The following is a 24,228-nucleotide window of genomic DNA, read 5'->3' as shown; positions in this document are numbered from 1 at the left end:
GTCCCGCGCGCCGGAGTAAACTGGTATTGCGTTTGCTGGTGTTTGCGCGCTTACGCACGGGTGATTGGCGCGGATCTATTCAATCCGCGCCAGTATAAGATCATGTGTTTTTTTTGGTATCCGCCGCCGCCGAAGCGTGTAGATCAGCGGTCGTGGCGGCTGCTGTTGACGAAACGCGGCAGCATGGCGCTGAAATCCTTGCCTGCGCCGCCTTCTTCTTCGACGAAGAGCGCATAAAGCGCCTGCGCCAGGGCACCCATTGGGGTGTCTGCATCCACGCTGTCGGCGGCCTGCTGCGACAAGCGCAGATCCTTGAGCATCAGCTCGGAGGCGAAGCCGGGGGTGTAGTCATTGTCCGCAGGCGATTGCGGGCCCACGCCCGGCGCGGGGCAATAGGCGTTCATCGACCAGCTGTAGCCTGACGAGGTGGAGACCACATCGAACATTTTCTGTCGGTCGAGACCAAGCTTGTCCGCCAGCGCAAAGGCTTCGCAGGTGCCGATCATGGTGATGCCGAGGATCATGTTGTTGCAGATCTTGGCCGCCTGTCCGGCGCCGGCGTCGCCGCAATGCACAGCCTTTTGGCCCATGATGTCAAATAGCGGTTCTGCGGCCGCAAATGCGGCGGTGCTGCCGCCTGCCATGAAGGTGAGAGTGCCGCCCGCAGCACCGCCAATGCCGCCCGAAACAGGCGCATCCACCCATTGCAACCCTGCCTCTGTGCAGTCCTGCGCCACGCTGCGGGCGCTGTTCACATCAACGGTGGAGCAATCCACCAGCGTCGCGCCTTTGGCCATCGCGGGCACCAGTTCGGCGGCGACACTGCGCAGAATGTCGCCATTGGGCAGCATGGTGATGACGACTTCGGCACCTTCTGCGGCAGCTTTGGCGGAGGCGGCCATAGTGACGCCCTCTACCGCAACATCCGCGCTGTCAAATCCGGTGACGGTGTGACCGGCGCGCGCCAGATTGCTGGCCATGGGGCCGCCCATATTGCCGAGCCCGATAAATCCGATGTTCATTCAGTTGTCCTCCTCAAATCGCAATGTCTCGGCTCCAAGGGGCTGCAACAGCGCCTGAACCGCCTGGGCCGGGACATCGTGATCGTCATACTGCCATTTCGGGCTTTTGTCCTTGTCGATGATGAGCGCGCGGATGCCTTCCAGGAAATCACCCTGTTGCATCGCCCGGTGCGTAAATCGGTATTCCAGTTCAAGCGCCGCGCGGATGCTGAGCGGGGCCGCGCGCAGCTGGTGCAGCAGCTCCACGGTGCAGGCCAGGGACAGGGGCGCGTTGACGGTGAGCGCGGTGAGCGTGTCCTGCGCAAAGCTGCTGGTATCCGCGCGCAGCGCAGCGAGGATATCGCCGTAGCTGCCGCCCGCAAACAGGCGATCGATGTCGGGCTGCTGGGCCTGCAGACGGCTCTCGCCTGCTGGGCTGCTGGCCTCGCTCAGGGCGTCAATCTGACCGCTGGTTTCCAGTTCTGCGATCAGGTCGGGCCATTGGTCCTGCGTGATGAACAGATCGGCAAAGCCCGCGTAGATCGCATCGGCCGCGCGCATCCGTGCCCCGGTGAGACCAAGATACTCGCCAAGGCGTCCGCTGGCCATCGCCAGCATCAAGGTGCCGCCCACATCGGGGATCAGACCGATGCTGACCTCGGGCATGGCGATGCGGGTGCTGTCACAGACCACCCGGTGGCTGCCGTGACAGCCAAGGCCGACACCGCCGCCCATGACGAACCCTTGCAGGAAGCTCACCACCGGTTTGGGGTATTCGAAGATCCGGGCGTTCATCCGGTATTCATCGCGCCAGAAGGTCTGCCCGTAGGCGAAATCACCAGAGGTGCCCGTTTGATACAGCTCGGCAATGTCGCCGCCGGCGCAGAAGGCTTTGTCGCCTGAGGCATCCATGACCACCAGATCGACGCTGTCATCCTTGGCCCATTGCTTCAATGCGGCATCAACTGCCAGACACATGTCATAGCTCAGCGCATTCAACGCCTTGGGACGGGTGAGGGTGATGCGACCGGCGCGGCCGACCTGGCGGATAGAGATATCATCCATGGTCAGGCTCAACGGTGCTCGGCCAGCATCTGGCGGGCGGTGATCAAGCGCATGATTTCATTGGTCCCTTCGAGGATCTGATGCACCCGCAGATCGCGAACCAGTTTCTCGATGCCATAGTCGGCCAGATAGCCATAGCCGCCGTGCAGCTGCAGGCATTGATCGACAACCTTGGACCCGGATTCGGTGACAAATTTCTTGGCCATGGCGCAATGTTTGGTGGCATCTGGAGCGCCCTGATCCAGTTTCCAGGCCGCTTGGCGCAGGAAAACACGGGCGGCTTGCAGTTCGATTTCCATATCCGCCAGGCGGAATTGCAAGCCCTGGAACTGATCGATGGACTGGCCGAATGCCTTGCGCTCGGACATGTATTGCAGCGTCATATTGATCGCCATCTGCGCGGCCCCCAACGAGCAGGCCGCGATATTCAGGCGGCCACCGTCCAGCCCCATCATGGCGTATTTGAACCCGGCGCCTTCTTCGCCAACCAGGTTTTCAGACGGGATTGCGCAGTCATCGAACTGTACCTGCGCGGTGGGTTGGCTTTTCCAGCCCATTTTGTCTTCGAGCCCGCCGAAGGACAGACCTGCTGTGCCATCTTCGACATAGACCGTCGAGATGCCTTTGGGGCCATCCTCGCCGGTGCGCACCATGCAGACATAGGCATCGGAGTATCCGCCGCCGGAAATAAACGCCTTTGTACCGTTCAGCGTGTAGCCCGTGTTGGTGCGGCTGGCGCGGGTTTTCAGGGCCGCCGCATCCGAACCAGATCCCGGTTCGGTCAGGCAGTAACTGAGCACAGTGTTCAGTGACAGAACATCCGGCATGATGCGGGATTTCATCTCATCGCTGGCAAAACTGTCCAGCATTTTGGCGCACATGTTGTGGATCGACAAAAAGGCCGCAACAGAGGGGCAGGCCATCGAGAGCGCTTCGAACACCAATGTGGCATCAAGACGTGAGAGGCCCGCGCCGCCGCCGTCTTCGCTGACGTACAGTCCGCCAAATCCCAGCTCTCCGACCTGGGGCCAGAGCGATTTGGGGATGGTGCCGTCAGCCTCCCATTGGCGGGCAAAGGGGGCGATATGCTCTTGGCCAAACCCATAGGCCATATCGAAAATGGCGGTCTGTTCCTCGGTCAACGCAAAATCCACGGCATGTCCTCCCTCGTGTAGACGCGGCCCGAACGATGCAGACCGCACGGGTCGTGATAATTGAACGATTGTTTCTTTCTTAGCGCTCTCGCCGCGACAGAGCAAGCGGCAGCCATGCAAATCGGCAGTGCAGGAATGCTGTGACGTCGGGGGCAACACTTACAGCGTGCAGAAACCCGTGGCTGCCGGTCACAGGTGAACCGTTTCTTAGGCTTTTTCGATCAATCTGTCGGAAATTTGTTACAACCCGGCTGGATTGCCAGCCCGTCAGGTGAAGGGTCAGCCCCCATGAACAAGCCGTTGCGCAAAGATCTGCTTGATATCGCGATTGATTGGAAAACCGCACATCCTGATCTTGCGCGGGACACATATCGCAACATTATTGTCACCGCTGAAAAGGCAATCCAAAACGGCGATTTCGCCTTGGCGGAAAAACTATACACGGAACTTGTCGAAGCTATCCCAAATGCTGCGGTGTTGTGGGCGCAATTGGCACAGGTTTACTGGGTCACGAAGCGGTTTGATCAGGCAGTGAAAGCGATATTGGGCGCCGTCAAACTCGAACCTCTAAACCCGGCTTGGTATACCGCTGTCGGAACGATCCTTATGGAGGCGAAACGGGTGGTTGATGCCAAAGCGTTTTTTGAGACGGCGCATCAACTGGATCCAGAGGACGCTTCGACCCTTGTGCGTATGATGCGGCTCAAGTTGGATTTTTGCGACTGGTCGATTTACGAGGACACAAAAAACGTTGAACGCGTGCTTGGCAACGCCGTGGCGAAGGGCGATCAATTCACACCTTTCCTGTTTTCCGACAATCCAACTTTGCTGAAACGCCGCGCGGTCGCGGCAGCAAAGAGGATGACCAAGGTAGCACCGACAGTAGTGAGATTTGAAAGAGACAGTGCTGAAAACCGGAAGATCCGGATTGGATATTTCTCCAATGACTTCTTTCACCATGCCACGATGCAATTGCTCAGACGGGTTCTTGAACTCCATGATCGCGATAAATTCGAGATTTTTGTTTATGACTACACCGCGACACACGACCCAGATTTGACGGAGTTCGTGAAAAAGAACTCGGATCAGTATCTCTCCGTTAAAGATAAAACCGATTTCGAGGTGGCGGAGATTGCGCGCGCTGACAAAATCGATGCCGCCTTGGATTTGAAGGGGTATACAACTGGGGGGCGGATGCGGATTTTTGCCAACCGTGCGGCGCCGGTTCAGGTGTCCTATCTTGGTTATCCGGGGACAACCGGTTTAAAGGCAATCGATTATTTTCTGGCCGATCCGCTGACCATCCCCGCGGAGGCACGCAAGCACATGTCAGAGAAAATCCTGTATATGCCGCAGTGCTATCAGCCCAATGACAACACAAGACCCTTGCCCAAGAAAAAGTTTACCCGCGCTCAGCTCGGTTTGCCGGAAGACGCAATTGTTTTTGGCAGTTTCAACAACCCAAACAAGGTTGGCCCGGAAGAGTTTGATGTCTGGATGAAGCTGCTGAAGGCAGTTCCAGACAGCGTTTTGTGGTTCCTCGCAGATCGAGAAGAAATTCAAGTCAACATCAAGCAGGAAGCGGAAAAGCGCGGGGTTGGAGCGGACAGAGTGATTTTTGCCCCGAGATGCGCGACGGAAGACCATTTTGAGCGGATCACGCTGGTCGACATCTTCCTTGATACGTTTGCGTGTAACGCACACACGACGGCCAGTGAAACGCTGTGGGCTGGCGTGCCTGTTGTCACCAAGACGGGCCAACAGTTTGCGGCGCGGGTTGCGACCAGTATTGTGCACGCCATCGGGTGCCCGGAACTGGCCTGCGATAGCAAAGAGGCATATTTCGAGCTGGCGCTGAAACTGGCGACCGATCGAGAGGCGCTGGCTGCCATCAAACAGAAGCTGAGCGACAATGTGTTTGCCACGCCGCTTTATGATAGTGAGCAGTACACACGCGATTTCGAAGCGCTGCTGACCAAGGCGGTGCGCCACTATGATGCGGGCAAGAAGCCGGAGCATATGGGGCTCTGACCTCTACACGCGGATTATCAGTGGTCGGTGCTAAATCAAGCGGTTCTCGGGATCGGGAGCCGCTTATCCTGCGGCCGATGCATAGCCGCGATGAACACGCCTAGTTGGGCGCCACCCGACTGTTGACCACTGCTCCGACGCGATGGGACAGCCGATGTTCGCTGTACCCAGCGTGAGGTCTCTCTTAAGGCGGCTAAATCGCTCAGGCCCCACCAGCACATTCTGATCGGCCCCAGCGCAGGGAGATCTGGCGGCAAAGATCCCCCCAACGCTCGTTGCTTATAACAAGCGGATTTTGGTGCCGATTTCGACCAGGTCGTAGAGCTCCTCGACGTGCTGATTGTAGAGCCCGATACAGCCAGAGCTGCTTTGGCGGCCAATCTTGCGGGTGTCGTGGGTTCCGTGCACCAGATAGGCGGGCCAGGTCAGATACATCGCCCGTGTGCCGAGCGGGTTGCCGGGTTCGCCCCCGTTCATACGGATGGGCAAACTCGGGTCGCGTTCGCGCATTGATGCGGTCGGCGTCCAGCTGGGGTTTTCGCGTTTGCGCACGATTTCGGAATAGCCCCGTTTGGTCAGCTCTTCGCTCATCGGGACGGAGGAGGGGAACAGCCGATAGGTTTCGCCATCCCCGCCCCAATAGTGCAATGCTCGGGAGTCGATGTCGGCCAGGATGCAGCCAACGCCCAATTCGTCGAAATGCGCGCGCCAGTCCTGTTGTTGGAACGAGGAAATATTGCGCTTCACAGGCACTTGGTCGCTGATGGGGCGTTCGGTTTGTGGGAACGCATCATCGGATTGTGCCCGCAGCACGGTTGGGGTGGCAAGGGTTGCGCCCAATCCAAGAAGTGTGGTGCGGCGGGTCAGTTTGGCCTTGTGCATGGGAAACCTCGGTCAGCTGCTCGTTGCTTTTGGCGTGCAACTTAAGCGCGGTGGAGCGGTTTCCCAAGAGGCTGATCGGGGGTTTCAGGCCACCTCACAAGGTTGTGTAGCGGGCACTGTTGTGTACGGACACTGTCGTGTAGCGCGCATTCACGGGATCCAAGACCTGCAATGCCTGCCGCATAAGACTGCGCGCGGCCCAAGACAATCCGCCCCACACTGTACTGGATCCATTGGGGGCGCGATCGCAAGGCATCGGCCGCGCAGCAGATTGTATCTTCGCGCTCAGGTCGGCTGATGGATCAGCGCGCGGGCCTGGGCGAACGAAAGCAGGCGTTTGCTGTCCTCGTCCCACAGATGCAGCCGTGCATTGGCAAAGCTCTCACGGATGGTCATCCGGTTGCTCTGCGCCAGCTCGTCGTGATCGCGCAGCACCTCTGGCAGGCGATAGAACGGAATGCGGCTGTAGAGGTGGTGGACATGGTGGATGCCGATATTGGCGCTCAGCCATTGCAGGACCGGTGGCAGCACATAGTGTGAGCTGCCGTGCAGCGCCGCGTCATGCAGCTGCCAGGCGTCTTCCTGTTCCCAGGTGGTGGTCTCAAACTGATGCTGGACGTAAAACAGCCACAAACCAGCTGTCGCCGCGATCAGCGTTGCGGGCACAAAAATCAGCAGCACTGGCATCAGCCCACCGATGTACCAGATCACCGCCACCGCAATCAGGATGGACAGGTTGGTGCCCATCGCGCTGGCCCAATAGCGTTTCTGCCCCATCAGGCCAAAGGGGATACGGTTTTGCAGAAAGAACAGATACCCGGGTCCAAGCACAAACAGCACGATGGGATGACGGTACAGACGGTACATCAACCGACCCCAGCGGCCTTCGGCGTAGTATTCGGCCACCGTCATGGTGTGAATGTCGCCCATACCGCGTTTGCCAAGATGGCCGTGGCTGCTGTGGTGAATGGAATGGGTGCGGCGCCAGACATCATAGGGGGTGAGCGTCAGAACCCCGATGATCCGCCCGGTCCAGTCGCTGAGATGGCGGTTCTGAAAGAACGAGCCATGGCCGCAATCATGCTGGATTGTGAACAGCCGCAAGAGGAAGGCCGCGATCGGCAGGCTCAGCGCCAGTGTCAACCAGTAGCTCACCGACAGGGACCACCAGGCCAGCGCCCAAAACGCAACAAACGGCACCACGGTGACAGCCAATTCAAAGCTGCTGCGCAGGGTGCTGGGATCGCGGTATTGCGCCAGCACTTTGGTCCATTCGCGGGCGCTGCGGCCCGAGAGACCTGGCGCGTCGGATTGGCTGGATGCGCCGGAGGTGGGGGCTACGCCGGATTGGGCGCGTGCGGAAACAGGGGCTGTTGCTTGCGCGGTCTGCGACTTGGGGGACATATCTTCTGTGCTCATCGACCTGACATCTTTGTTCTTATCCTTGCCGGATAAAGCAACGAGCCAACGGAGCAAGCAAAATTACCGCGACACAACGTCGGATCCGGCTTTTTTCAGTCACTTTCTGTTATTTTACCGCCATCGCGACAAAAGCGGTCTGCAAAACGCAACATGGCCCCGGCGGGTGCCAAGGCCATGCGTGCGTTAAGCTGCGGTGAGCTGAGGGTCAGTCCATCGCCTTAAAGTTGAACTCGCCACCTTCCTTGATGCCCGACGGCCAGCGCGAGGTCACGGTCTTGGTGCGGGTGTAGAACTTGAAGCTGTCCGGGCCATGCTGGTTCAGATCGCCAAACATGGATTTCTTCCAGCCACCAAAGGTGTGATAGGCCAGCGGCACAGGGATTGGCACGTTGATGCCGACCATGCCGATGTTGACCCGGCTTGCGAAATCGCGCGCGGTGTCGCCATCGCGGGTGAAGATCGCGGTGCCGTTGCCGTACTCGTGGTCCATTGCCAGCTTCAGCGCCTCTTCGTAGGTGCCAGCGCGGACGGTGGACAGAACGGGGCCAAAGATTTCCTGCTTGTAGATGTCCATGTCGGGTGTGACGTGGTCAAACAGGTGCGGGCCAACGAAGAAGCCGTCTTCATAGCCCTGCAGTTTGAAGTCGCGGTTGTCGACCACCAGGGTTGCGCCCTGTTCGACACCGGAGTTGATCAGGCCGAGAATGCGGTCTTTGGCAGCTGCGGTCACCACTGGGCCCAGATCGACGTCGTCTCCGGCGGTGTAGGGGCCGACCTTCAGCTTTTCGATGCGCGGGATCAGCTTTTCGATCAGCCGGTCTGCGGTTTCTTCGCCCACCGGAACGGCCACGGAAATCGCCATGCAGCGTTCGCCTGCGGCGCCGAAACCGGCCCCAACCAGCGCGTCAGCGGCCTGGTCCATGTCGGCGTCAGGCATCACGATCAGATGGTTTTTGGCGCCACCAAAGCACTGCGCGCGTTTGCCGTTGGCTGTCGCACGGGAGTAGATGTACTGGGCAATCGGGGTGGAACCCACAAAGGACACGCCCTGGATGATTTCGCTGTCCAGGATAGTGTCCACGGCTTCTTTGTCGCCGTTGATGACCTGGAACACACCGGCAGGCAGGCCCGCCTCGACGAACAGCTCGGCCAGCATCAGCGGAACGGATGGGTCGCGCTCGGACGGTTTCAGGACCACAGCGTTGCCGCAGGCCAGGGCAGGGCCCACGTGCCACAGCGGCATCATTGCGGGGAAGTTGAAGGGCATGATGGAGCCGACAACACCCAGCGGCTGGCGCATGGAATACATGTCGATGCCGGGGCCTGCGCTGTCGGTGAATTCACCCTTCAGCATCTGTGGCGCACCGATGCAGTATTCGATCACTTCCAGACCGCGCTGCAGATCGCCTTTGGCGTCCGGGATGGTCTTGCCGTGTTCGCGCGACAGCGCTTCGGCCAGCTTGTCCATGTCGCGGTTCATCAGCGCGACCATTTTCATCATCACGCGGGCGCGCTTTTGCGGGTTGGTGGCGCCCCATGCAGGCTGAGCAGCGGCCGCTTTTTCGATGGCGTCGGTGGTTTCCGCCGCGCTGGCCATGGCGCATTTGTACTGGGATTCGCCCGTTGCCGGGTTGAACACGTCGTCGCTGCGGCCCGAGGTGCCCGCAACAATCTGACCGTTGATAAAGTGACCGAGTTCTTGCATCGGATCCTCCTCTTTTTGCAGTTGGCGTCATCCTAGGCTTGCAAAAATGATCCCAAAAGAGGAAAGATCCCAAAGAGGCTTTGCAGGAACGCAAAGGGTTAACAGCACCTTAACGAGGGGCTGTAACACGATGAGGAGAACAGGCTCATGGATCCACAGTGGGATGATATGCGGGTGTTTCTGGCGGTCGCGCGGGAAAGCAGCCTGTCGGGGGCGGGCCGGGCGCTGAAGATGGATCCGGCCACGGTGGGACGGCGGATTTCACGGTTTGAAGAGGCTTTGGAGACGCCGTTGTTCGTGAAATCCCCGCAAGGCTACGCGCTGAGCGCCGCAGGGGACCGGCTGTTGAGCCATGCCGAGGCGGCAGAGCAGGCGATGCGCGCAGGCCAGGAGGCCTTGGTCGGGCCCAGCGACACTCTGTCGGGACAGATCCGCATTGGGGCGCCGGATGGCAGCGCCAACTACCTGTTGCCCCAGGTCTGCGCCCGCATCAGCGAAGACAATCCTGATCTTGATATTCAGATCGTGGCCCTGCCACGGGTGATCAACCTGTCGCGCCGCGAGGCGGATATGGCGGTCACGGTCAGTGCGCCCACGGCGGGCCAGTTGTTGGTGCAGAAAATCACCGACTATAAATTGCACCTTGTCGGATCACGTCATTATCTGCGCGACCATCCACCCATCGAGAAGCTGGAGGATCTGAAACGGCACAAGATGATCGGCTATATTCCCGACATGATCTTCGACCGCGAGTTGGATTACCTCAATGATCTGGGTGTGGAACGCGTCGCGCTGGCCTCCAATTCGGTATCGGTGCAGATCAAAATGGCCGCCGAAGGCACAGCGCTTTGTGTAGCGCATGATTTCACCCTGCCGTCGCACCGCTCCCTGCGCAAAGTGCTGACTGACAAGATCAGCCTGACCCGCAGTTTTTATCTGGTGCGCCATCAGGGCGATCAGCGCAGCGACCGGCTCAATCGATTTGCGCAGGCTTTGCTGAAGGGGCTGCGCGATGAGGTGACCCGGCTGGAAGGCTTGACTTGAACCAGCGATCCCGCAACCCTCAGGAGACGCAAGTTATTATAACAACTGAGGAGCGCCCATGCTGATTCAATTCATTCTGAAGTCAAAGGCAAGCTCTGGTGTGGTCACAATCGCGCCCAATGCAACCATTTCACAGGCCGCGGAACTGCTGGCAGACCATAAAATCGGCACCGTCGTTGTCTCCGAAAACGGTGAAACCGCCGATGGCATCCTGTCGGAGCGCGACATTGTGCGGGAACTGGCGCGCAGCGGATCGTCCTGCATGGAGGGGGCGGTGTCAGATTACATGACCCGCAAACTGGTGACCTGCACCAGCCAGTCCAATGTGGAACAGGTGCTGAAAGACATGACAGAGGGCCGGTTCCGGCACATGCCGGTGGTGGAAGATGACAAGCTGATCGGCCTGGTGTCACTGGGGGATGTGGTCAAGGCGCAGCTGGCCGAAGTGGCGATGGAAAAGAATGCGCTGGAAGGGATGATCATGGGGCACTGATTGCCCCAGGAGATACCACACCGGTTTTGATCGCTCACACCCGCTGAGCGATCTTTCCCCGTCGCGATCTTCCCCTGTCGCATAGTGTGTCTGAACAGCGCTATCCGGCCAAACCCGCAGGTGCCTGCAGGGGTGACGTCGCGACCGATGGGATGACGCGAGAATATTCGGTATTTTCACGCTCTTGCGCGGCGGGCAAAAAACATGTTTGCCTGCGCGCAACCAACCAGCAGGCAGGAGGGGCCTTATGCGTATTGGCTTGTACCCCGGGACATTCGATCCCATCACCTTGGGGCATATCGACATCATTCGCCGGGCCAGTGCTTTGGTCGACAAGCTGGTGATCGGCGTTGCGATCAACCGCGACAAGGGGCCGTTGTTCTCCTTGGAAGAGCGGGTTGCCATGATCGAAGCGGAATGCGCCAAGCTGAGCGAACAGACCGGCACCGAGATTGTCGCCCATCCGTTTGAGAACCTGTTGATCGATTGCGCCCGCGATGTCGGCGCGCAGATCATCGTGCGCGGCCTGCGGGCGGTTGCCGATTTCGAATATGAATTCCAGATGGTTGGCATGAACCGCGCGCTCGACAGTTCGGTGGAAACCGTGTTTTTGATGGCCGAAGCGCGCCATCAGGCGATTGCCTCCAAACTGGTCAAGGAGATCGCGCGTCTTGGTGGGGATGTGTCGAAATTTGTCCCGCCGATGGTCGAAGAAGAATTGATCAAGCGGCTGAAAGGCTGAACACCGGATCCCCGGCGCACGTCGCCGGGTCCACCTGCTAGGTCTCAGATTGGCGGCGGCTTGTGGTGGGCCTCAGGCGCTTTGGATCAGGCGGGATTGTGGCGCGCTTTGCGCCTCAGCGGTTTTGCAGCGGTCACCGTTGTGTCTTTAGATGGATGCGTCTGTAGATGATTTCGCCTGTAGATGGTTGCGCCTGGTGATGTCTGGACCGTGACCAGCGCGGCCCTCACCGCCAGAAGGCCAGCCAATCAATCAGCTCAAACAGGCGCTTGCCCAGAAACAGCATGTGATCGGGGCCAAACAGCGTCACATCAACAGCGATCGCCACCAGCAGGAGACCGCCGAGCCAAAGAGAAATCTGATTGGTCATGTTGGGGATCCAAAACGTGAAACGCCCGATCAGATATGCCTGACCGAGCGTTTGAAAACAAGTCTGTGTGCGGGGCTTAGCCCAGGCGACCCATGGCCACGGCCACATCGGCCATACGCACCGAGAAGGCCCATTCGTTGTCATACCAGGCCAGAACGCGGACCAGCTGCTCTTCAACGACGCGGGTCTGATCTGGCGCAAAGATGGAGCTGTGTTCGGTGTGGTTGAAATCCACAGACACCAGCGGCGCAGGCTCATACCCCAGAACACGCGACATGGACCCCTTGGCGGCTTCGCTCATGATCGCATTGATCTCGGTCACAGATGTCTTCTTGGAGGCGCGGAAGGTCAGGTCCACGGCTGACACATTCGGTGTCGGCACGCGGATCGCGGAGCCGTCCAGACGACCTTTGAGGTTTGGCAGCACCTCTCCCAGTGCCTTGGCAGCGCCAGTGGAGGTCGGGATCATCGCCATGGCAGCAGCGCGGGCGCGGTACAGATCGCTGTGGCGGCGGTCCAGGGTTGGCTGGTCGCCGGTGTAGGCGTGGATTGTCGTCATGATGCCGCTGTCGATGCCCACGGTTTCATCCAGGACCTTGGCGAGCGGAGCCAGGCAGTTGGTGGTGCAGGATCCGTTAGAGACCATGACATCCCCGGCGCGCAGCTGGTCATCATTGACGCCAAACACGATGGTCTTGTCGACGTTTTTGCCCGGTGCCGAAAGCAGAACTTTCTTGGCGCCCTGCGCCAGATGCGCCTTGGCTTTTTCGCCGTCGTTGAACTTGCCGGTGCATTCCAGAACGATGTCACAGCCGCTCCAGTCCAGCTCGTCCATATTGTAGGTCGAGAACATCTGCATGTCGCCGCGGCCCAGGTTCATGGTGCCTTCGCCCAATGTCACCTCATTGGGGAAACGCCCGTGGACGCTGTCGTATTTCAGCAGATGTGCAGCCGTTTCCAGCGGGCCTGTCGCATTGACCTTGACCACTTCGATATCTTCCCGGCCAGAGGCCGCGATATGCGCCAGGGTGCAGCGCCCGATGCGGCCGAACCCGTTGATCCCGACTTTGATGGTCATATGCGTTTCTCCAAAACCAGCAGACTTGTCCTCGCTATAGCGCCCAAATCACAGCCGCAAAAGTGCGAAAAGGTATATAAAACCCTTGTGTTAGCGCAAAAATGCGATGGTGGCGGTAACGAAAATGACTGATGGCGATAACGAAAATCGCCGCGTGGCAGTCCCTCTGGCAAAAGCGGCAGATCCCACGGGGGATGCGCCTGTCATGTCGGGTTGTGCTGGGCAGGTGAATGGGTAGGGTGGAGCCAGAGCAAGAATGGCAGATGCGAAAGAGAGATCACAATGAGCGGTTTACTGGCCCTGATGGACGATGTGGCAGCCCTGGCGAAGGTTGCGGCCACATCCATCGATGATGTCGCCGCCGCTGCCGGTAAGGCGGGGGCCAAGACCGCTGGCGTCATCATCGACGATGCGGCCGTAACGCCCAAATATGTGCAGGGCTTTGCGCCTGCCCGTGAACTGCCGATCATCTGGCGCATCGCCCGCGGATCATTTTTCAACAAGCTGGTGTTGCTGCTGCCGGTGGCCATGCTGTTGGCCAATTTTGCCCCCTGGCTGATCACCCCTCTGTTGATGCTGGGCGGCAGCTACCTGTGTTTCGAAGGCGCGGAGAAGATCTTTCACGTGCTGTTTCCCCACGCCAGCCATGCCATCGACGAGGACATGAGCGTCAAGGACCCAGGCCACCTGGAAGAGCAGAAGATCAAGGGCGCGATCAAGACCGATTTCATTCTGTCGGCCGAGATCATGACCATCTCGCTGGCCGCCATCGAGGCCCCGAATGTCTGGATGCAGGCAGCCACACTGGCCGTGGTTGCCATTGGCGTCACCGTCGCGGTCTATGGCTCCGTCGCGCTGATCGTGAAGATGGACGATGTGGGGCTTTACCTCACCAAAAACGCGCCGACCCCCATTGGTCGCGGTCTGGGGCGCGGGTTGGTCCGGTTCATGCCGGTGCTCTTGTGGACGCTGTCGGTGATCGGCACCGCCGCGATGTTGTGGGTTGGGGGCTCGATCATGATCCACGGGCTGGAGGAGTTGGGCGTGGGCGCGCCGGGGCATCTGATCCACGACTGGGCCTATGCCGTCGGCCACGCCGTGCCTGCCGCTTGGGAAGGCTTTGCCGAATGGACCGCCAAAGCTGCAATGGATGGAGTGCTGGGCCTCGCCTACGGCCTCGCGCTGATCCCGCTTGCGACGAAGATTGTGGGTCCGGTGATTGCGGCAGTTTCGGGGAAAAATGCTGCGCATTGATCGCCCACCGGTGACTGGAGCGATGTCTGTTGTGAGCCCTTTGCTGTCATTGCCGATCAGGCTGCATGCTGCAATCGCACATTATCTGTCGCAGCCCTCACCTGTCGTTCACATTACCTATCGTTGCTGCGGAGCAGCTTCACCAGTCCAGCGATTCGTCTGCTTTAGAGCATTTCCAACATGCTTATGACCAACTTGTGGAAAAAGACCCCGCGCCTGTCGCAGGCGCAATGACGGCCAGCAGTCCAAAGCAAGACCTAGCGGGGCAAGGTCGTCGCTGCGCTGCACATAGGAAACTCAACTCTCAACGACTGTACGTTAGCGGATCCACCCCGCCGCTAATCGATGAGCGATAGTAGGTTTTACTTGGCTAGGTGCACTACCGAAGTTAGCGTTACTTGAACACACAGCAACACCCGAGCTCGAAAGGCTCACTACGGTAGTAATTTAGCCAAAAATAATAGAGACGAATCCGCAATGCCAGAAAATTTCCAAGCCGACAATCTAAGAACCGAAAGTGATGTGGAACAAAAGATAATTTGGCCTCTTTTGACTTCGCAAGCTCCTCACGGCTTGGCGCTGCCGGAAGATGGAATTTTCACGAAAGTTAGCATCAAGAGTATCACAATAGGTAAGGGAAAATCGAAAAAGAACTACTACCCCGATTACGTTTTTGTACATGCAGGTATTCCTCTTTTGGTGATCGAAGCCAAAGCGGTAGGCGAAGACCTTGAGGAAGCGATGCGTGAGGCAAGACTATATTCGTCAGAATTGAACGCGCGATATAGTGCGCAGGTCGATCCTGTACAGCATGTTATTGCATGCAATGGAGAAAGACTGATTGCCGGTCGCGCAAACACAGAGTCTCCGGAGTTTGACATATTAGCAAAAAATTTCAGTCAAGCGGATGTCGATTTTTCAGCCTTCTTGGAAGCGTATGGCCACAATCAAATGTCCAAACGGGGCGAGGCGGTACTAAAAAAATCAGACCCAAACGATATTGGAAGCCGCGAAAAATGGTGGGAGGAATCGCCGCGCAAAGCGAGGAGGTAGGGCTAAACTCCTTCGGAACTACTATAAAAACAGATTTCAGAGGTGTCTTTGATCCTGCGAACATTGAAGAGCGCAATGTGGTTGCATCCGAATGCTATATTCCGTCCAAACGCCGCGAACGCTATGTAGATTCCATTGATAGAACGTTTCGGGCGATTGTTCCCCCATCCGAGAACAATACAACTACTATTGAAGATACATCTGAGCCGGAGCAGATTATCAAAAAGCTCAGGCAGGGCGACAAGCTAACGAACCAAGTAATGCTATTGGTTGGTGCTGCTGGTTCCGGAAAAACCACTTTCGTTGATCATTTGAGAGTAAAAGCCCTCCCAAATGATGTGAAAAGAAGTACACGCTGGATTCATTTGAATATGAATCAAGCTCCGGTTTCAAAGGAAGAGATCTACAACTGGCTTCGCGTAGAGATAATAGAAAGAATACGAAGTGTAGAGAGTGATATCGCCTTCGACGAACTTGAGACGCTTCGAAAAATTTTTAGAACTGACGTGGAGACCTTTCGAAAGGGCGTGGGAAGGCTCTACGAACATGATAAGACGAAATACAATGAGAAGCTTGCGGAAATACTCACCGGATGTGTCGAGAACGCGCATTATCGAGCGCAATCATATTGTAAGTATGTTTCGAGCCGACACTCGGCATTAGTCGTGATCGTTTTAGATAACTGTGACAAGCGTCTCTTAGAAGAGCAACTATTAATGTTTGAGGCGGCTCAGTGGCTAAGGAATGAATTTAACGCCATGGTATTTTTACCATTGCGAGAGGAGACCTATGACAGGAATCTAAACTTACCTCCTTTAGATACAGCGCTCAAGGATTTGGCCTTCCGTATTGAGTCACCCAGGTTCGATTTGATACTTAGATCACGGGTTGATTATGCTATCTCCAAGCTTAAAGAAAATCCGGAAGAGAAATTTTCCTACGACCTCCCGAACTCTATGAAAGCCACATACACCGCGGCTGATAAGGTGTCGTACCTAAACTCTATTCTGAAGTTAGTGTTCGACTCAAATTCAAATATTAGGCGTCTGTTAATTGGGTTGGCAGGGCGCAACATGCGGCGGGCAATGGAAATATTCCTGGAGTTCTGCTCAAGTGGACATATTTCAGAAGATCACATCGTAAAGATGGTGCAATCGAAAGGGTCTTATTCCCTTCCGATATCTCTCGTAAGTAGGGTAGTTTTGAGGTCAAAGAAGAGATACTATGACAGCGACTATTCGTATGTTGTCAATCTCTTCTCCTCCGAAATTGACGATGACAGACCTAGCTACTTTTCAAGAATTGCGATTCTAAGATTCCTCGCAAATGTCGCGCACGTCGGAAAGGGAGCAAGAAAGGATGGCTACACACGAGGTAGGGACCTACTCGATGACTTGCGCAAAATCGGCATTGATGAAGGTGTATTAACCAGAGAAATTAATTATCTGGCGCGACATTTCTGTATTGTCAGCGAAGACTTTAGAATGGTTGGGTTAACACTAGATGACCTGATAACAATCAGTCCAGCGGGCAGGACGCATTTGTACATGCTAGGAAACCCTCACTATCTAGCTGCAGTTTCTGAAGACACGTGGTTTCGCCAAGAGGCTGTCGCTCGGTCAGTCGTAGATCGAAGCTACAATCCAAGGTTGCACTTCGACAATCGGAGTTCACTTATGAATGCAAAAACAGCTGTGAATTTCTTGAAGAGTGAGAGGGACACACTAAGCCAAGATTTGGATTTGGTTTTTTCTGATAGCGACATTGGTGAGCTTTTGGCCGTCAATTCTCTCGTTAAAACCATCAAAGAGCGCGAAGGCCAGCTAGCCGGATCTTGGGCAGGATTGGATGAACGCTATCCGCCCGGAACAATGGCGAAAGGAGTAGTGGTTAATATAAAGCAATTTGGAATATTTGTTCGACTGGAGGATTCCTTTACTGGGCTATTGCACACTAGCAAATGCAATGATGAGGATGCCGCGAAGGCAATTGGAGATGAAATAGAAGTGAGGGTACTGGATGTGGATGTATTTGAAAGAAAGATTTCCTTGACGAGTTTTGACTATAGTTAATAATCAGAGGGAGGGGAGGAGGATTGAGCTCATAATATTTTGAATTTTTTATTCAGCATAACTTTGGAAAACTTTAATTTTTCGAATGCACCCAGTAGGGGGAAGACTGCACCCAGACTTTCGGCCGTGGTTAGCGAGGAAAGAAAGTAGCTGCAGAGAAGCGTTGCTACAACCGTACCCTTCGCTCACGCTTTGCGCCGAATATTGCAAAATGCTGGGCTAGAATCCGACCTGCGGCGCTGTGGATCCGGAACTGCCTGTGGCGCTGCCTGAATGTCGGTTTCCTACGTTTCGCCCTGACTGTTTCGCACCTGCAGAGAAGGTCAAGTTCCTGCTTGTCCCCCCGAAACCCGCGCAGCCGCAGCGGAAACCAAGCGGGTGCAGCGAACGGCAGCAGGGTCCGCACAGCAGCCATTCCAAAACAAAAAGGGCACCCGATTGGGTGCCCTTCGTGTTTCAACCGTATGGGACGTTGGCTTAGCCCAACAGCTCTTTCACCTTTGCCACGGTGCCAGCGGCGGTGATGCCGAATTTCTCGAACAGCTCACCCGCCGGGGCGGAGGCGCCGAAGCGGTCCATGCCGACGAATGCGGCTTTCTTCTCCTGGCCGCGCTCACCCAAGAGCCAGCGGTCCCAGCCACCGTCGCGGACAGCGGCTTCGATGCCCACGCGAACCGGACCTGCGGGCAGGACCTTGCGACGATAGGCTTCGTCCTGGGCGGCAAACAGCTCCATGCAGGGCATGGACACAACGCGGGTGCCGATGCCTTCGGCTTCCAGCTGGGCCTTTGCCTCCATCGCGACCGACACCTCAGAGCCCGTGGCGATCAGGATGACCTGACGCTTACCTTCGGCTTCTGCCAGCACATAGGCGCCTTTGGCGGTGAGGTTGTTCAGTTTGTGCTCGGTGCGCACAGTCGGCAGGTTCTGACGGGTCAGCGTCATGACCGAGGGGGTTTCTTTCTCGGTCAGGGCGATTTCCCAGGCCTCTGCGGTTTCCACCGCATCTGCGGGACGGAACACATTGGTGTTCGGGGTCGCGCGACAGATCGCCAGATGCTCCACCGGCTGGTGGGTCGGGCCATCTTCGCCAACGCCGATGGAATCGTGGGTCATCACGAAGACTGTCGGCAGTTTCGAGAGGGCCGCCAGACGCATTGCTGGGCGAGCGTAGTCGGTGAAACAGAAGAAGGTGCCGCCATAGGGGCGGATGCCGCCGTGCAGCGCCATGCCGTTCATCGCGGAGGCCATACCGTGTTCCCGGATCCCCCAGTAGATGTAGCGACCCTTGCGATTGTCCGTGTCAAAGACGCCGAGATCGCCGGTCTTGGTGTTGTTGGAGCCGGTCAGGTCGGCAGAGCCACCGACGGTTTCAGGCATCAGCGGGTTGATCACCGCAAGTGCCATTTCCGATGCTTTGCGGGTGGCGACTTTCGGTTGATCTTCGCTGACCTGTTTCTTCAGTGCTTTGACCGCAGCAGAGAGCTTCTTGGGGGCTTCCAGCGCATAGGCGCGGTTGAAACGGTCCTGTTTCTGCTGGGATGTTTCGGCAAAGCGGGCTTCCCATTCGGCGCGTGCCTCGGCACCGCGCTGGCCGATGGCTTCCCACTGGGCTTTGATGTCTGCGGGCACTTCAAACGGGCCACCGGTCCAGCCATAGGCGTCTTTTGCGGCTTTCAGCTGGTCTGCATCGGTCAGCGCGCCGTGACCTTTGGAGGTGTCCTGCGCTGCGTGACCCAAAGCGATATGGGTCTTGCAGGCAATCATGGAGGGCTTTTTGGTCTTTTTCGCGGCTTCGATCGCGGCATCAATGGCTTTGGGGTCGTGACCGTCGATTTCCTGCACATGCCAGCCCGACGCCTTGAAGCGCTGAACCTGGTTGGTGCGATCCGACAGCTCGACCGTGCCGTCGATGGTGATGTTGTTGTTGTCCCACAGAACAATCAGCTTGCCGAGCGAGTGGCGCCCGGCGAGACCGATGGCCTCCTGGCTGACGCCTTCCATCAGGCAGCCGTCGCCTGCGATCACATAAGTGTGGTGATCCACCAGTTTGCGACCGTATTGGGCGCGCTGCAGCTCTTCTGCCATCGCAAAACCAACGGCATTGGCAATGCCCTGGCCCAGGGGGCCGGTGGTGGTTTCAACGGCGTCGATCAGGAAGTTTTCTGGATGACCCGCGGTCAATGCGCCCATCTGGCGGAAGTTCTTGATCTGCTCCAGCGTGACCTGTTTGTCGCCCATCAGATAGAGCAGACCATAAATCAACATCGATCCGTGACCGGCGGACAGGATGAAACGGTCCCGGTCGGGCCACTGCGGTGCGGCCACGTCAAATTTCATGTGCTTTTCAAACAGCACGGTTGCGACATCGGCCATGCCGATGGGCATGCCGGTATGGCCCGAATTGGCCGCAGCAACAGCGTCGAGCGCAAGGGCACGGATAGCCGCGGCCTTGGTCCAATGTTCGGGGTTGGCGGTGCGCAGGGCGGTCAGATCCACTGGAATTTTCCTCTGGGTTTTGGGCAGACTACGCGCTCAATAACGATGAAATGACAAAGATCAAGCATTTGCGCAGTATCTTGCGCGAAGGAAATGCTGCAAGTGCTTGAAAGCAAACAGGGGGTAATTTATCCCTGCATAAACTAAACTGAGCATGTGGTGCTTTGGTCGGTGTGATTCGCGCTTGACGCGAGCCAGGGTGGATTTCCGGATCTGCCAGATCCCGACGGGCGCCAGGGCGCAGACCGGATCGATCCGGCACGCCGCGCAGCATATTGTCACGAGGTCGCGAAGGGACAGGCATGGAGCAGATCGAAGAGTTGCAGGGACGGATTCTGGCTGCAATGGATCGCATTGGTGCAGGTGCCAACGCCTTGCAGGCCACGGCGCGCAGTGCCACCGAAGCACAGGCAAAAGCGCAGGCAGAGGCCCAGACCCAAACCGCTGCCCTGCAGGACAGTCTCACCCGTGATCTGGAGGAAGAACGCCTCGCCAATGCCCAGCTGGAAGAGCGGGTGAAAGTGCTGCGTGCCCAACTGGTCGAGGCCGAGCAAGCCGCCGCTGCGGCGCCCGCCGCCACGGATGATGTCGGCGAAGTGGCCGCTTTGCAGGCCGAGGTCGAACTGCTGCGCAATGAGGTTGGCAACACCGCCGAGCGGGACGCGCTGAAGGCAGAGGGCGATGTGCTCAAGGCGGAAGTGGCCCGTCTAAAGCAGGAGCTGGAGATCCAGGGCAACGAAGCGGCCTCCGCCCGCGAGGTGCTGCAGGACGAATTGGACGAAGCCCGTGCCAGTGTCGCGCAACTGCGCGCCGATGCAGAGGCCCAGGCGGTTGAAGCGGCTGCGCAGGAACCCGCGAGCGATGTGGGGGCAGATCAGTCTCAACTCGAAGATCAGGTCGCCGCGCTGACAGGCGAGGTGGAGACACTGCGCCAGGAACTGTCACAGTCGCAAGCGGCGCTTGTCGCCGCCGAAGCTGCCGCCGAAAGCGCTGCAGAGACCGCAGCTGCAGTGGCCAGTGCCGCGACAGACGCAGCGGCAGTTCAAGACACGCCAACTCAACAAGCACCAAGTCAAGAAGATCTCCAGGCCCAGAACGAGACATTGGTGCGCCTGGATCATGCCCATCAGGAACTCAGCGCGACGGTCGAACAGCTGCGCGCGTCCAATGCGGCGCTGCGTGAAGCCAACAGCGCGGGCATTGGCGATCCGGATCTGATCAACGCCGCCCTGCAATCCGAGGTTGAGGCTCTGCAAGCAAACCTGAGCAGCGAAAAAGCCCATGTCAGTGCGATCCTGGCGAAGTTGGAGCCGCTCTTGGCCGCAGCCGGTGATGCGCCAGCGGATGTGGCTGCGGCCGGTGTGGATGAAACTTCCGTCGCGGCACCTGCAGATGCCCCCTCTGCCTGGGCTGATCCTTCAGATGCGACGGATGGTGGGGCCGAGGATACAGACAATACACCGCAGGCATCTGCGGAACTCGAAACACCCGGGGATCTTGTTGGCACTGCCGAGCAGCTGGACATCGCTGATGTGACGCCAGAACCAGCCCCCAGCGCGGAGCCTTTGAGTATGGCTGAACCTCTCATGGACGTTGACCCAGCCGCTGCGCCGGCGCCCGAAATCCAGCCAGCTGCAGGTGCTGACCCCACGGCTGCTGAGGCGCTGAGCACAACCATGCCCACCGCGCGCACTGCGCAACCACTGCCAGAGGGAGAAGATCTCTGATGCCCGAAGTGACAATCCATATCGGTGGGCGCGGCTTTGAAGTGTCCTGCCAGGTCGGCGAAGAAAGCTATCTGCACGCAGCGGCCAAAATGCTCGATGACGAGGCGCAGGTGCTGTCTGATCAGATCGGCCGGATGCCCGAAGCACGGATGCTGTTGATGGCGGGTCTGATGCTGGCGGACAAAACCGCAGCGGTCGAAGATCGGATCAAAGAGGTCGAGGCCGAGCTGGCAGAGCGCACCGCTGAATTGGCCGAGCTGCGCGCCGCACCGGCACCAGAGCCCGAACGTATCGAAGTGCCGGTGGTGCCGCCTCTGGTGACAGAAACGCTGGCAGAGCTTGCCGCGCGCAGCGAGGCCTTGGCCCAGCAGATGGAAGAGACAACGACACAGAGTTGAGCGAGCATCGGCTAGGTGCTCAACACGCCAAACAAAAACACCCTGCGAGCGATCGCAGGGTGTTTTTTGTTTCAGACCAGCGCGCTTAGATTGGCGCGGTTAAATTGGCGCGCCTAGGTTTGCGGAACTGGAAACCGCGGATCAGCCGTTGGCTTCGCGGATTTTGTCAGCAGCGGCCTTGTCGAAGGCGACGCCGTTTTCTTCGAACATACCATCCAGTTCGCCCGACAGCGTCATCTCGGTGATGATGTCGCAGCCGCCAACGAACTCTCCCTTGACGTAGAGCTGTGGGATGGTCGGCCAATCGGAGTAGTCTTTGATGCCCTGGCGGATTTCTTCGTCTGCCAGCACGTTCACATCGGCATAGCTCAACCCGATGTAGTTCAACACGCCCGCCACACGCGAGGAAAAGCCACACTGGGGCATGTCCTTAGTGCCCTTCATGAACAGGACCACGTCATTGGCTTTTACCAAATCGTCGATACGGGATTTTACGTCAGTCATTTTGCGTTTCCTCTCGGGCTTTAATCCGATTTCGGTTGGTTTGGATATACGGCAGTCGCTTGCGATTTGAAAGACCCACGATGCGGCGAGGTCTGTTTGGTGGGCCTGCCAAGGTCAGAGTTCGGGGCAGGGCGGCGGATGTGTCTGGAACAAGACAGACCGCTTTATCCGGTCAAAGTGTCAGCGATTGGGGTTGGTCAGGTTTATAGGAGGGGGCCGATGGGGCAGGGCGATGGATGGGGCCGATGGGGCAGGGTGATGGATGGGGTCGACGGGTCAGGATCGCAGAACAGCTGTCATCTCCCGCTCTTCTTTGTGTCTGTGCCACTTGCCTCTAACGCGTCTGCGGATTGATCTGTCAGGGCGGCGGACTGGTCTGTTGCCAGACCCTTGGGGACAAAAAATCGCGCATATTCATCGGGATCTTTGGGCACTTTCCAGGTGCGCATAGCGCCCCCGCCCATGCCGGACTGATAATCAGACCGCAGGGTATGATACCGGGGGTCGTCATCTTCCTCCACAAAGGGGCTGCGGCTTTGATTGACCCAGGCAACGACACCGGCGAGCACAATAACACCGATCACCAGAACGGCCATCAACCCGTCATTGGCCAGCAGTTCTGTCATCGAAACAGCCCCCTGTGATGGTTGCTGTGCCCGTCGGATTGCCTGTTAGTTTGCCTGTCGCGCCCCGTGTCCGCATAACGCCATCTGCGCTGCGGCAACCGGCGATGCGCAGATCAAACCCCTGAATGCCACAGCACGTGACAGTGACATCCGGCGGTAAAATCAAACGGGTCAGAACGCGCATCGCCATGCCGGTGTTATTCCGGTGCCTTGGTGGTCAGAGCCAAGGCGTGCAGTTCCCCGTCGGACCCGTCCATCTTGCCCTTCAACGCAGCATAGACCGCGCGCTGCTGCTGGACCCGGTTCTTTCCGCGAAAACTTTCATCGATCACCATGGCGGACATATGGACCCCATCATGGCCACCGACCTGGATTTCCGCATCGGGAAAACTCTCACGCAGCAGCTCTTCGATTTCATGGGCTTGCATCGGCATCCAGCATATTTCCTTATGTTCTAGCTGCTGAAAATGTAGGTCGCCACCAAGGGTGCTGCAAGCAGGATTAGCGCCGGTGCGCCACATAAGGGGCCAGTGTCGCCACAAATTCCGGTACGCTGGCCAACGCGTCCTGCACCTCACCCTCTTCAAAGTCCCAGATGGAGGTCGCATCCGCCACGGCCAGCGTGTTGATCAACCCGGCACAGTGCTGGCGCACCGGATCGGGCAGGGGCAGCAGCAGGGCCTCTCGCAGGATCAGCAAGGCTTCGTGAATCGGCCGCACCACTCGCAGGGCATGGGTCATGTGCTGCAGCAGATCGGGATCGTCGCGCCAGGTTTCGCCGTCAAACAAATGTTGCGTGACCCGTTGGCCCGCACCGGCGCAGGAATAGGCCACACAGCCGCCGAACCCTTGTTGGGATAGCCCCTGGTGGATGCGGCAGTCGAAACAGGTCTCTGACAGGTTCGGGCAGGGCGTGTCCGTGTCCTTCAGGATGGCAAAATCTTCGGTTTCGGCAAAGGGATAGGCCACACAGCACAGGGCCGCACAGCGGCTGCAATCGGCGTCCAGCTCGGGCAAGTGCAAGTCCGGCAACTGCGAGTTCGGCAAATGCAGGTCTGTCATGGCGCAGTCACGCTGATGGATGGTGTGACCGACAAAAGCAAAACGG

22 protein-coding genes are annotated in these 24,228 nt (G+C 57.9%); 9 read left to right on the top strand and 13 right to left on the bottom strand.

Going from position 1 to position 24,228, the window contains the following annotated elements; translation table 11 throughout:
• Window positions 1–143: 143 nt before the first annotated feature.
• From mmsB to Q0C28_RS01275, 3 genes are read right to left on the bottom strand one after another with little or no spacing between them, the layout of a single operon-like run.
• Window positions 144–1,022 (bottom strand): 3-hydroxyisobutyrate dehydrogenase, encoded by an 879-nt coding sequence (mmsB, locus tag Q0C28_RS01285; protein WP_293572837.1) that lies wholly within the window; start codon window positions 1,020–1,022, stop codon window positions 144–146.
• Entirely contained in the window at window positions 1,023–2,066 is a 1,044-nt protein-coding gene (locus Q0C28_RS01280) for an enoyl-CoA hydratase/isomerase family protein (protein ID WP_293572836.1), read from the bottom strand.
• 8 nt (window positions 2,067–2,074) lie between these two features.
• Entirely contained in the window at window positions 2,075–3,220 is a 1,146-nt protein-coding gene (locus tag Q0C28_RS01275; protein WP_293572835.1) for an acyl-CoA dehydrogenase family protein, read from the bottom strand.
• Window positions 3,221–3,508: 288 nt separating this feature from the next.
• Here Q0C28_RS01275 and Q0C28_RS01270 point away from each other — a divergent pair, with 288 nt between their 5' ends.
• Window positions 3,509–5,251, top strand: coding sequence for a tetratricopeptide repeat protein (locus Q0C28_RS01270; RefSeq protein ID WP_366934217.1), 1,743 nt, complete (start codon window positions 3,509–3,511; stop codon window positions 5,249–5,251).
• 279 nt (window positions 5,252–5,530) lie between these two features.
• Here the strand turns inward: Q0C28_RS01270 and Q0C28_RS01265 are convergent, their stop codons facing one another.
• The 3 genes from Q0C28_RS01265 to Q0C28_RS01255 all read right to left on the bottom strand — a co-directional run bounded on the left by Q0C28_RS01265 (window position 5,531) and on the right by Q0C28_RS01255 (window position 9,260).
• On the bottom strand, window positions 5,531–6,133 hold the full coding sequence (locus Q0C28_RS01265; protein ID WP_293572833.1) for a L,D-transpeptidase: 603 nt from the start codon (window positions 6,131–6,133) through the stop codon (window positions 5,531–5,533).
• 285 nt (window positions 6,134–6,418) lie between these two features.
• On the bottom strand, window positions 6,419–7,552 hold the full coding sequence (locus Q0C28_RS01260; protein WP_293572832.1) for a fatty acid desaturase: 1,134 nt from the start codon (window positions 7,550–7,552) through the stop codon (window positions 6,419–6,421).
• Window positions 7,553–7,760: 208 nt separating this feature from the next.
• Window positions 7,761–9,260, bottom strand: a complete 1,500-nt coding sequence (locus tag Q0C28_RS01255; RefSeq protein ID WP_293572831.1) for a CoA-acylating methylmalonate-semialdehyde dehydrogenase — start codon at window positions 9,258–9,260, stop codon at window positions 7,761–7,763.
• Between the two features lie 147 nt (window positions 9,261–9,407).
• On the opposite strand from Q0C28_RS01255, the gene Q0C28_RS01250 reads away from it, so the two are divergent.
• From Q0C28_RS01250 to coaD, 3 genes are all read left to right on the top strand, one after another.
• Window positions 9,408–10,304, top strand: coding sequence for a LysR family transcriptional regulator (locus Q0C28_RS01250; protein WP_293572830.1), 897 nt, complete (start codon window positions 9,408–9,410; stop codon window positions 10,302–10,304).
• Window positions 10,305–10,362: 58 nt separating this feature from the next.
• Window positions 10,363–10,797 (top strand): CBS domain-containing protein, encoded by a 435-nt coding sequence (locus Q0C28_RS01245; protein WP_293572829.1) that lies wholly within the window; start codon window positions 10,363–10,365, stop codon window positions 10,795–10,797.
• 247 nt (window positions 10,798–11,044) lie between these two features.
• Window positions 11,045–11,539 carry a pantetheine-phosphate adenylyltransferase gene (gene coaD / locus Q0C28_RS01240; protein ID WP_293572828.1) on the top strand — a complete coding sequence of 165 codons (495 nt, stop codon included), beginning with the start codon at window positions 11,045–11,047 and terminating at the stop codon, window positions 11,537–11,539.
• Between the two features lie 226 nt (window positions 11,540–11,765).
• Here coaD and Q0C28_RS01235 read toward each other — a convergent pair whose 3' ends face one another.
• Together Q0C28_RS01235 and gap are read right to left on the bottom strand one after the other, a co-directional pair.
• A complete protein-coding gene (locus Q0C28_RS01235) occupies window positions 11,766–11,909 on the bottom strand; it encodes a hypothetical protein (RefSeq protein ID WP_293572827.1) in 144 nt (47 codons plus the stop codon).
• A gap of 76 nt (window positions 11,910–11,985) precedes the next feature.
• Window positions 11,986–12,987: a type I glyceraldehyde-3-phosphate dehydrogenase gene (gene gap / locus Q0C28_RS01230; RefSeq protein WP_293572826.1), complete on the bottom strand. Its 1,002-nt coding sequence runs from the start codon at window positions 12,985–12,987 to the stop codon at window positions 11,986–11,988.
• A gap of 282 nt (window positions 12,988–13,269) precedes the next feature.
• On the opposite strand from gap, the gene Q0C28_RS01225 reads away from it, so the two are divergent.
• From Q0C28_RS01225 to Q0C28_RS01215, 3 genes are all read left to right on the top strand, one after another.
• Window positions 13,270–14,241, top strand: a complete 972-nt coding sequence (locus Q0C28_RS01225; RefSeq protein ID WP_293572825.1) for a DUF808 domain-containing protein — start codon at window positions 13,270–13,272, stop codon at window positions 14,239–14,241.
• 477 nt (window positions 14,242–14,718) lie between these two features.
• A complete protein-coding gene (locus tag Q0C28_RS01220) occupies window positions 14,719–15,294 on the top strand; it encodes a type I restriction enzyme HsdR N-terminal domain-containing protein (protein WP_293572824.1) in 576 nt (191 codons plus the stop codon).
• Window positions 15,258–17,366, top strand: coding sequence for a S1 RNA-binding domain-containing protein (locus Q0C28_RS01215; RefSeq protein WP_293572823.1), 2,109 nt, complete (start codon window positions 15,258–15,260; stop codon window positions 17,364–17,366). The genes Q0C28_RS01220 and Q0C28_RS01215 overlap by 37 nt, the downstream gene beginning before the upstream one ends.
• A 477-nt stretch (window positions 17,367–17,843) precedes the next feature.
• Here the strand turns inward: Q0C28_RS01215 and tkt are convergent, their stop codons facing one another.
• On the bottom strand, window positions 17,844–19,865 hold the full coding sequence (gene tkt / locus Q0C28_RS01210) for a transketolase (protein ID WP_293572822.1): 2,022 nt from the start codon (window positions 19,863–19,865) through the stop codon (window positions 17,844–17,846).
• Window positions 19,866–20,167: 302 nt separating this feature from the next.
• Here tkt and Q0C28_RS01205 point away from each other — a divergent pair, with 302 nt between their 5' ends.
• Both Q0C28_RS01205 and Q0C28_RS01200 read left to right on the top strand, forming a co-directional pair.
• Complete coding sequence (locus Q0C28_RS01205; protein ID WP_293572821.1) at window positions 20,168–21,592, top strand: hypothetical protein; 1,425 nt, start codon at window positions 20,168–20,170, stop codon at window positions 21,590–21,592.
• On the top strand, window positions 21,592–21,990 hold the full coding sequence (locus tag Q0C28_RS01200; protein WP_293572820.1) for a cell division protein ZapA: 399 nt from the start codon (window positions 21,592–21,594) through the stop codon (window positions 21,988–21,990). Before Q0C28_RS01205 ends, Q0C28_RS01200 begins: the two co-directional genes overlap by 1 nt.
• Window positions 21,991–22,131: 141 nt before the next feature.
• On the opposite strand, the gene grxD is transcribed toward Q0C28_RS01200, so the two are convergent.
• The 4 genes from grxD to Q0C28_RS01180 all read right to left on the bottom strand — a co-directional run bounded on the left by grxD (window position 22,132) and on the right by Q0C28_RS01180 (window position 24,182).
• Entirely contained in the window at window positions 22,132–22,494 is a 363-nt protein-coding gene (gene grxD, locus Q0C28_RS01195) for a Grx4 family monothiol glutaredoxin (RefSeq protein ID WP_293572819.1), read from the bottom strand.
• A gap of 296 nt (window positions 22,495–22,790) precedes the next feature.
• The gene (locus Q0C28_RS01190) at window positions 22,791–23,120 is read right to left on the bottom strand and encodes a hypothetical protein (protein ID WP_293572818.1); all 330 of its coding nucleotides are present in this window, start codon (window positions 23,118–23,120) and stop codon (window positions 22,791–22,793) included.
• A gap of 197 nt (window positions 23,121–23,317) precedes the next feature.
• Complete coding sequence (locus Q0C28_RS01185) at window positions 23,318–23,554, bottom strand: BolA/IbaG family iron-sulfur metabolism protein (RefSeq protein WP_293572817.1); 237 nt, start codon at window positions 23,552–23,554, stop codon at window positions 23,318–23,320.
• A 67-nt stretch (window positions 23,555–23,621) separates the two neighbouring features.
• Window positions 23,622–24,182, bottom strand: coding sequence for a hypothetical protein (locus Q0C28_RS01180; RefSeq protein ID WP_293572816.1), 561 nt, complete (start codon window positions 24,180–24,182; stop codon window positions 23,622–23,624).
• Between the last annotated feature and the right edge of the window lie 46 nt (window positions 24,183–24,228).

The sequence above is a fragment of the Phaeobacter sp. genome (assembly GCF_022825805.1).
GTDB lineage: Bacteria > Pseudomonadota > Alphaproteobacteria > Rhodobacterales > Rhodobacteraceae > Phaeobacter.
This window is presented reverse-complemented; position numbering and strand designations above follow the sequence as displayed.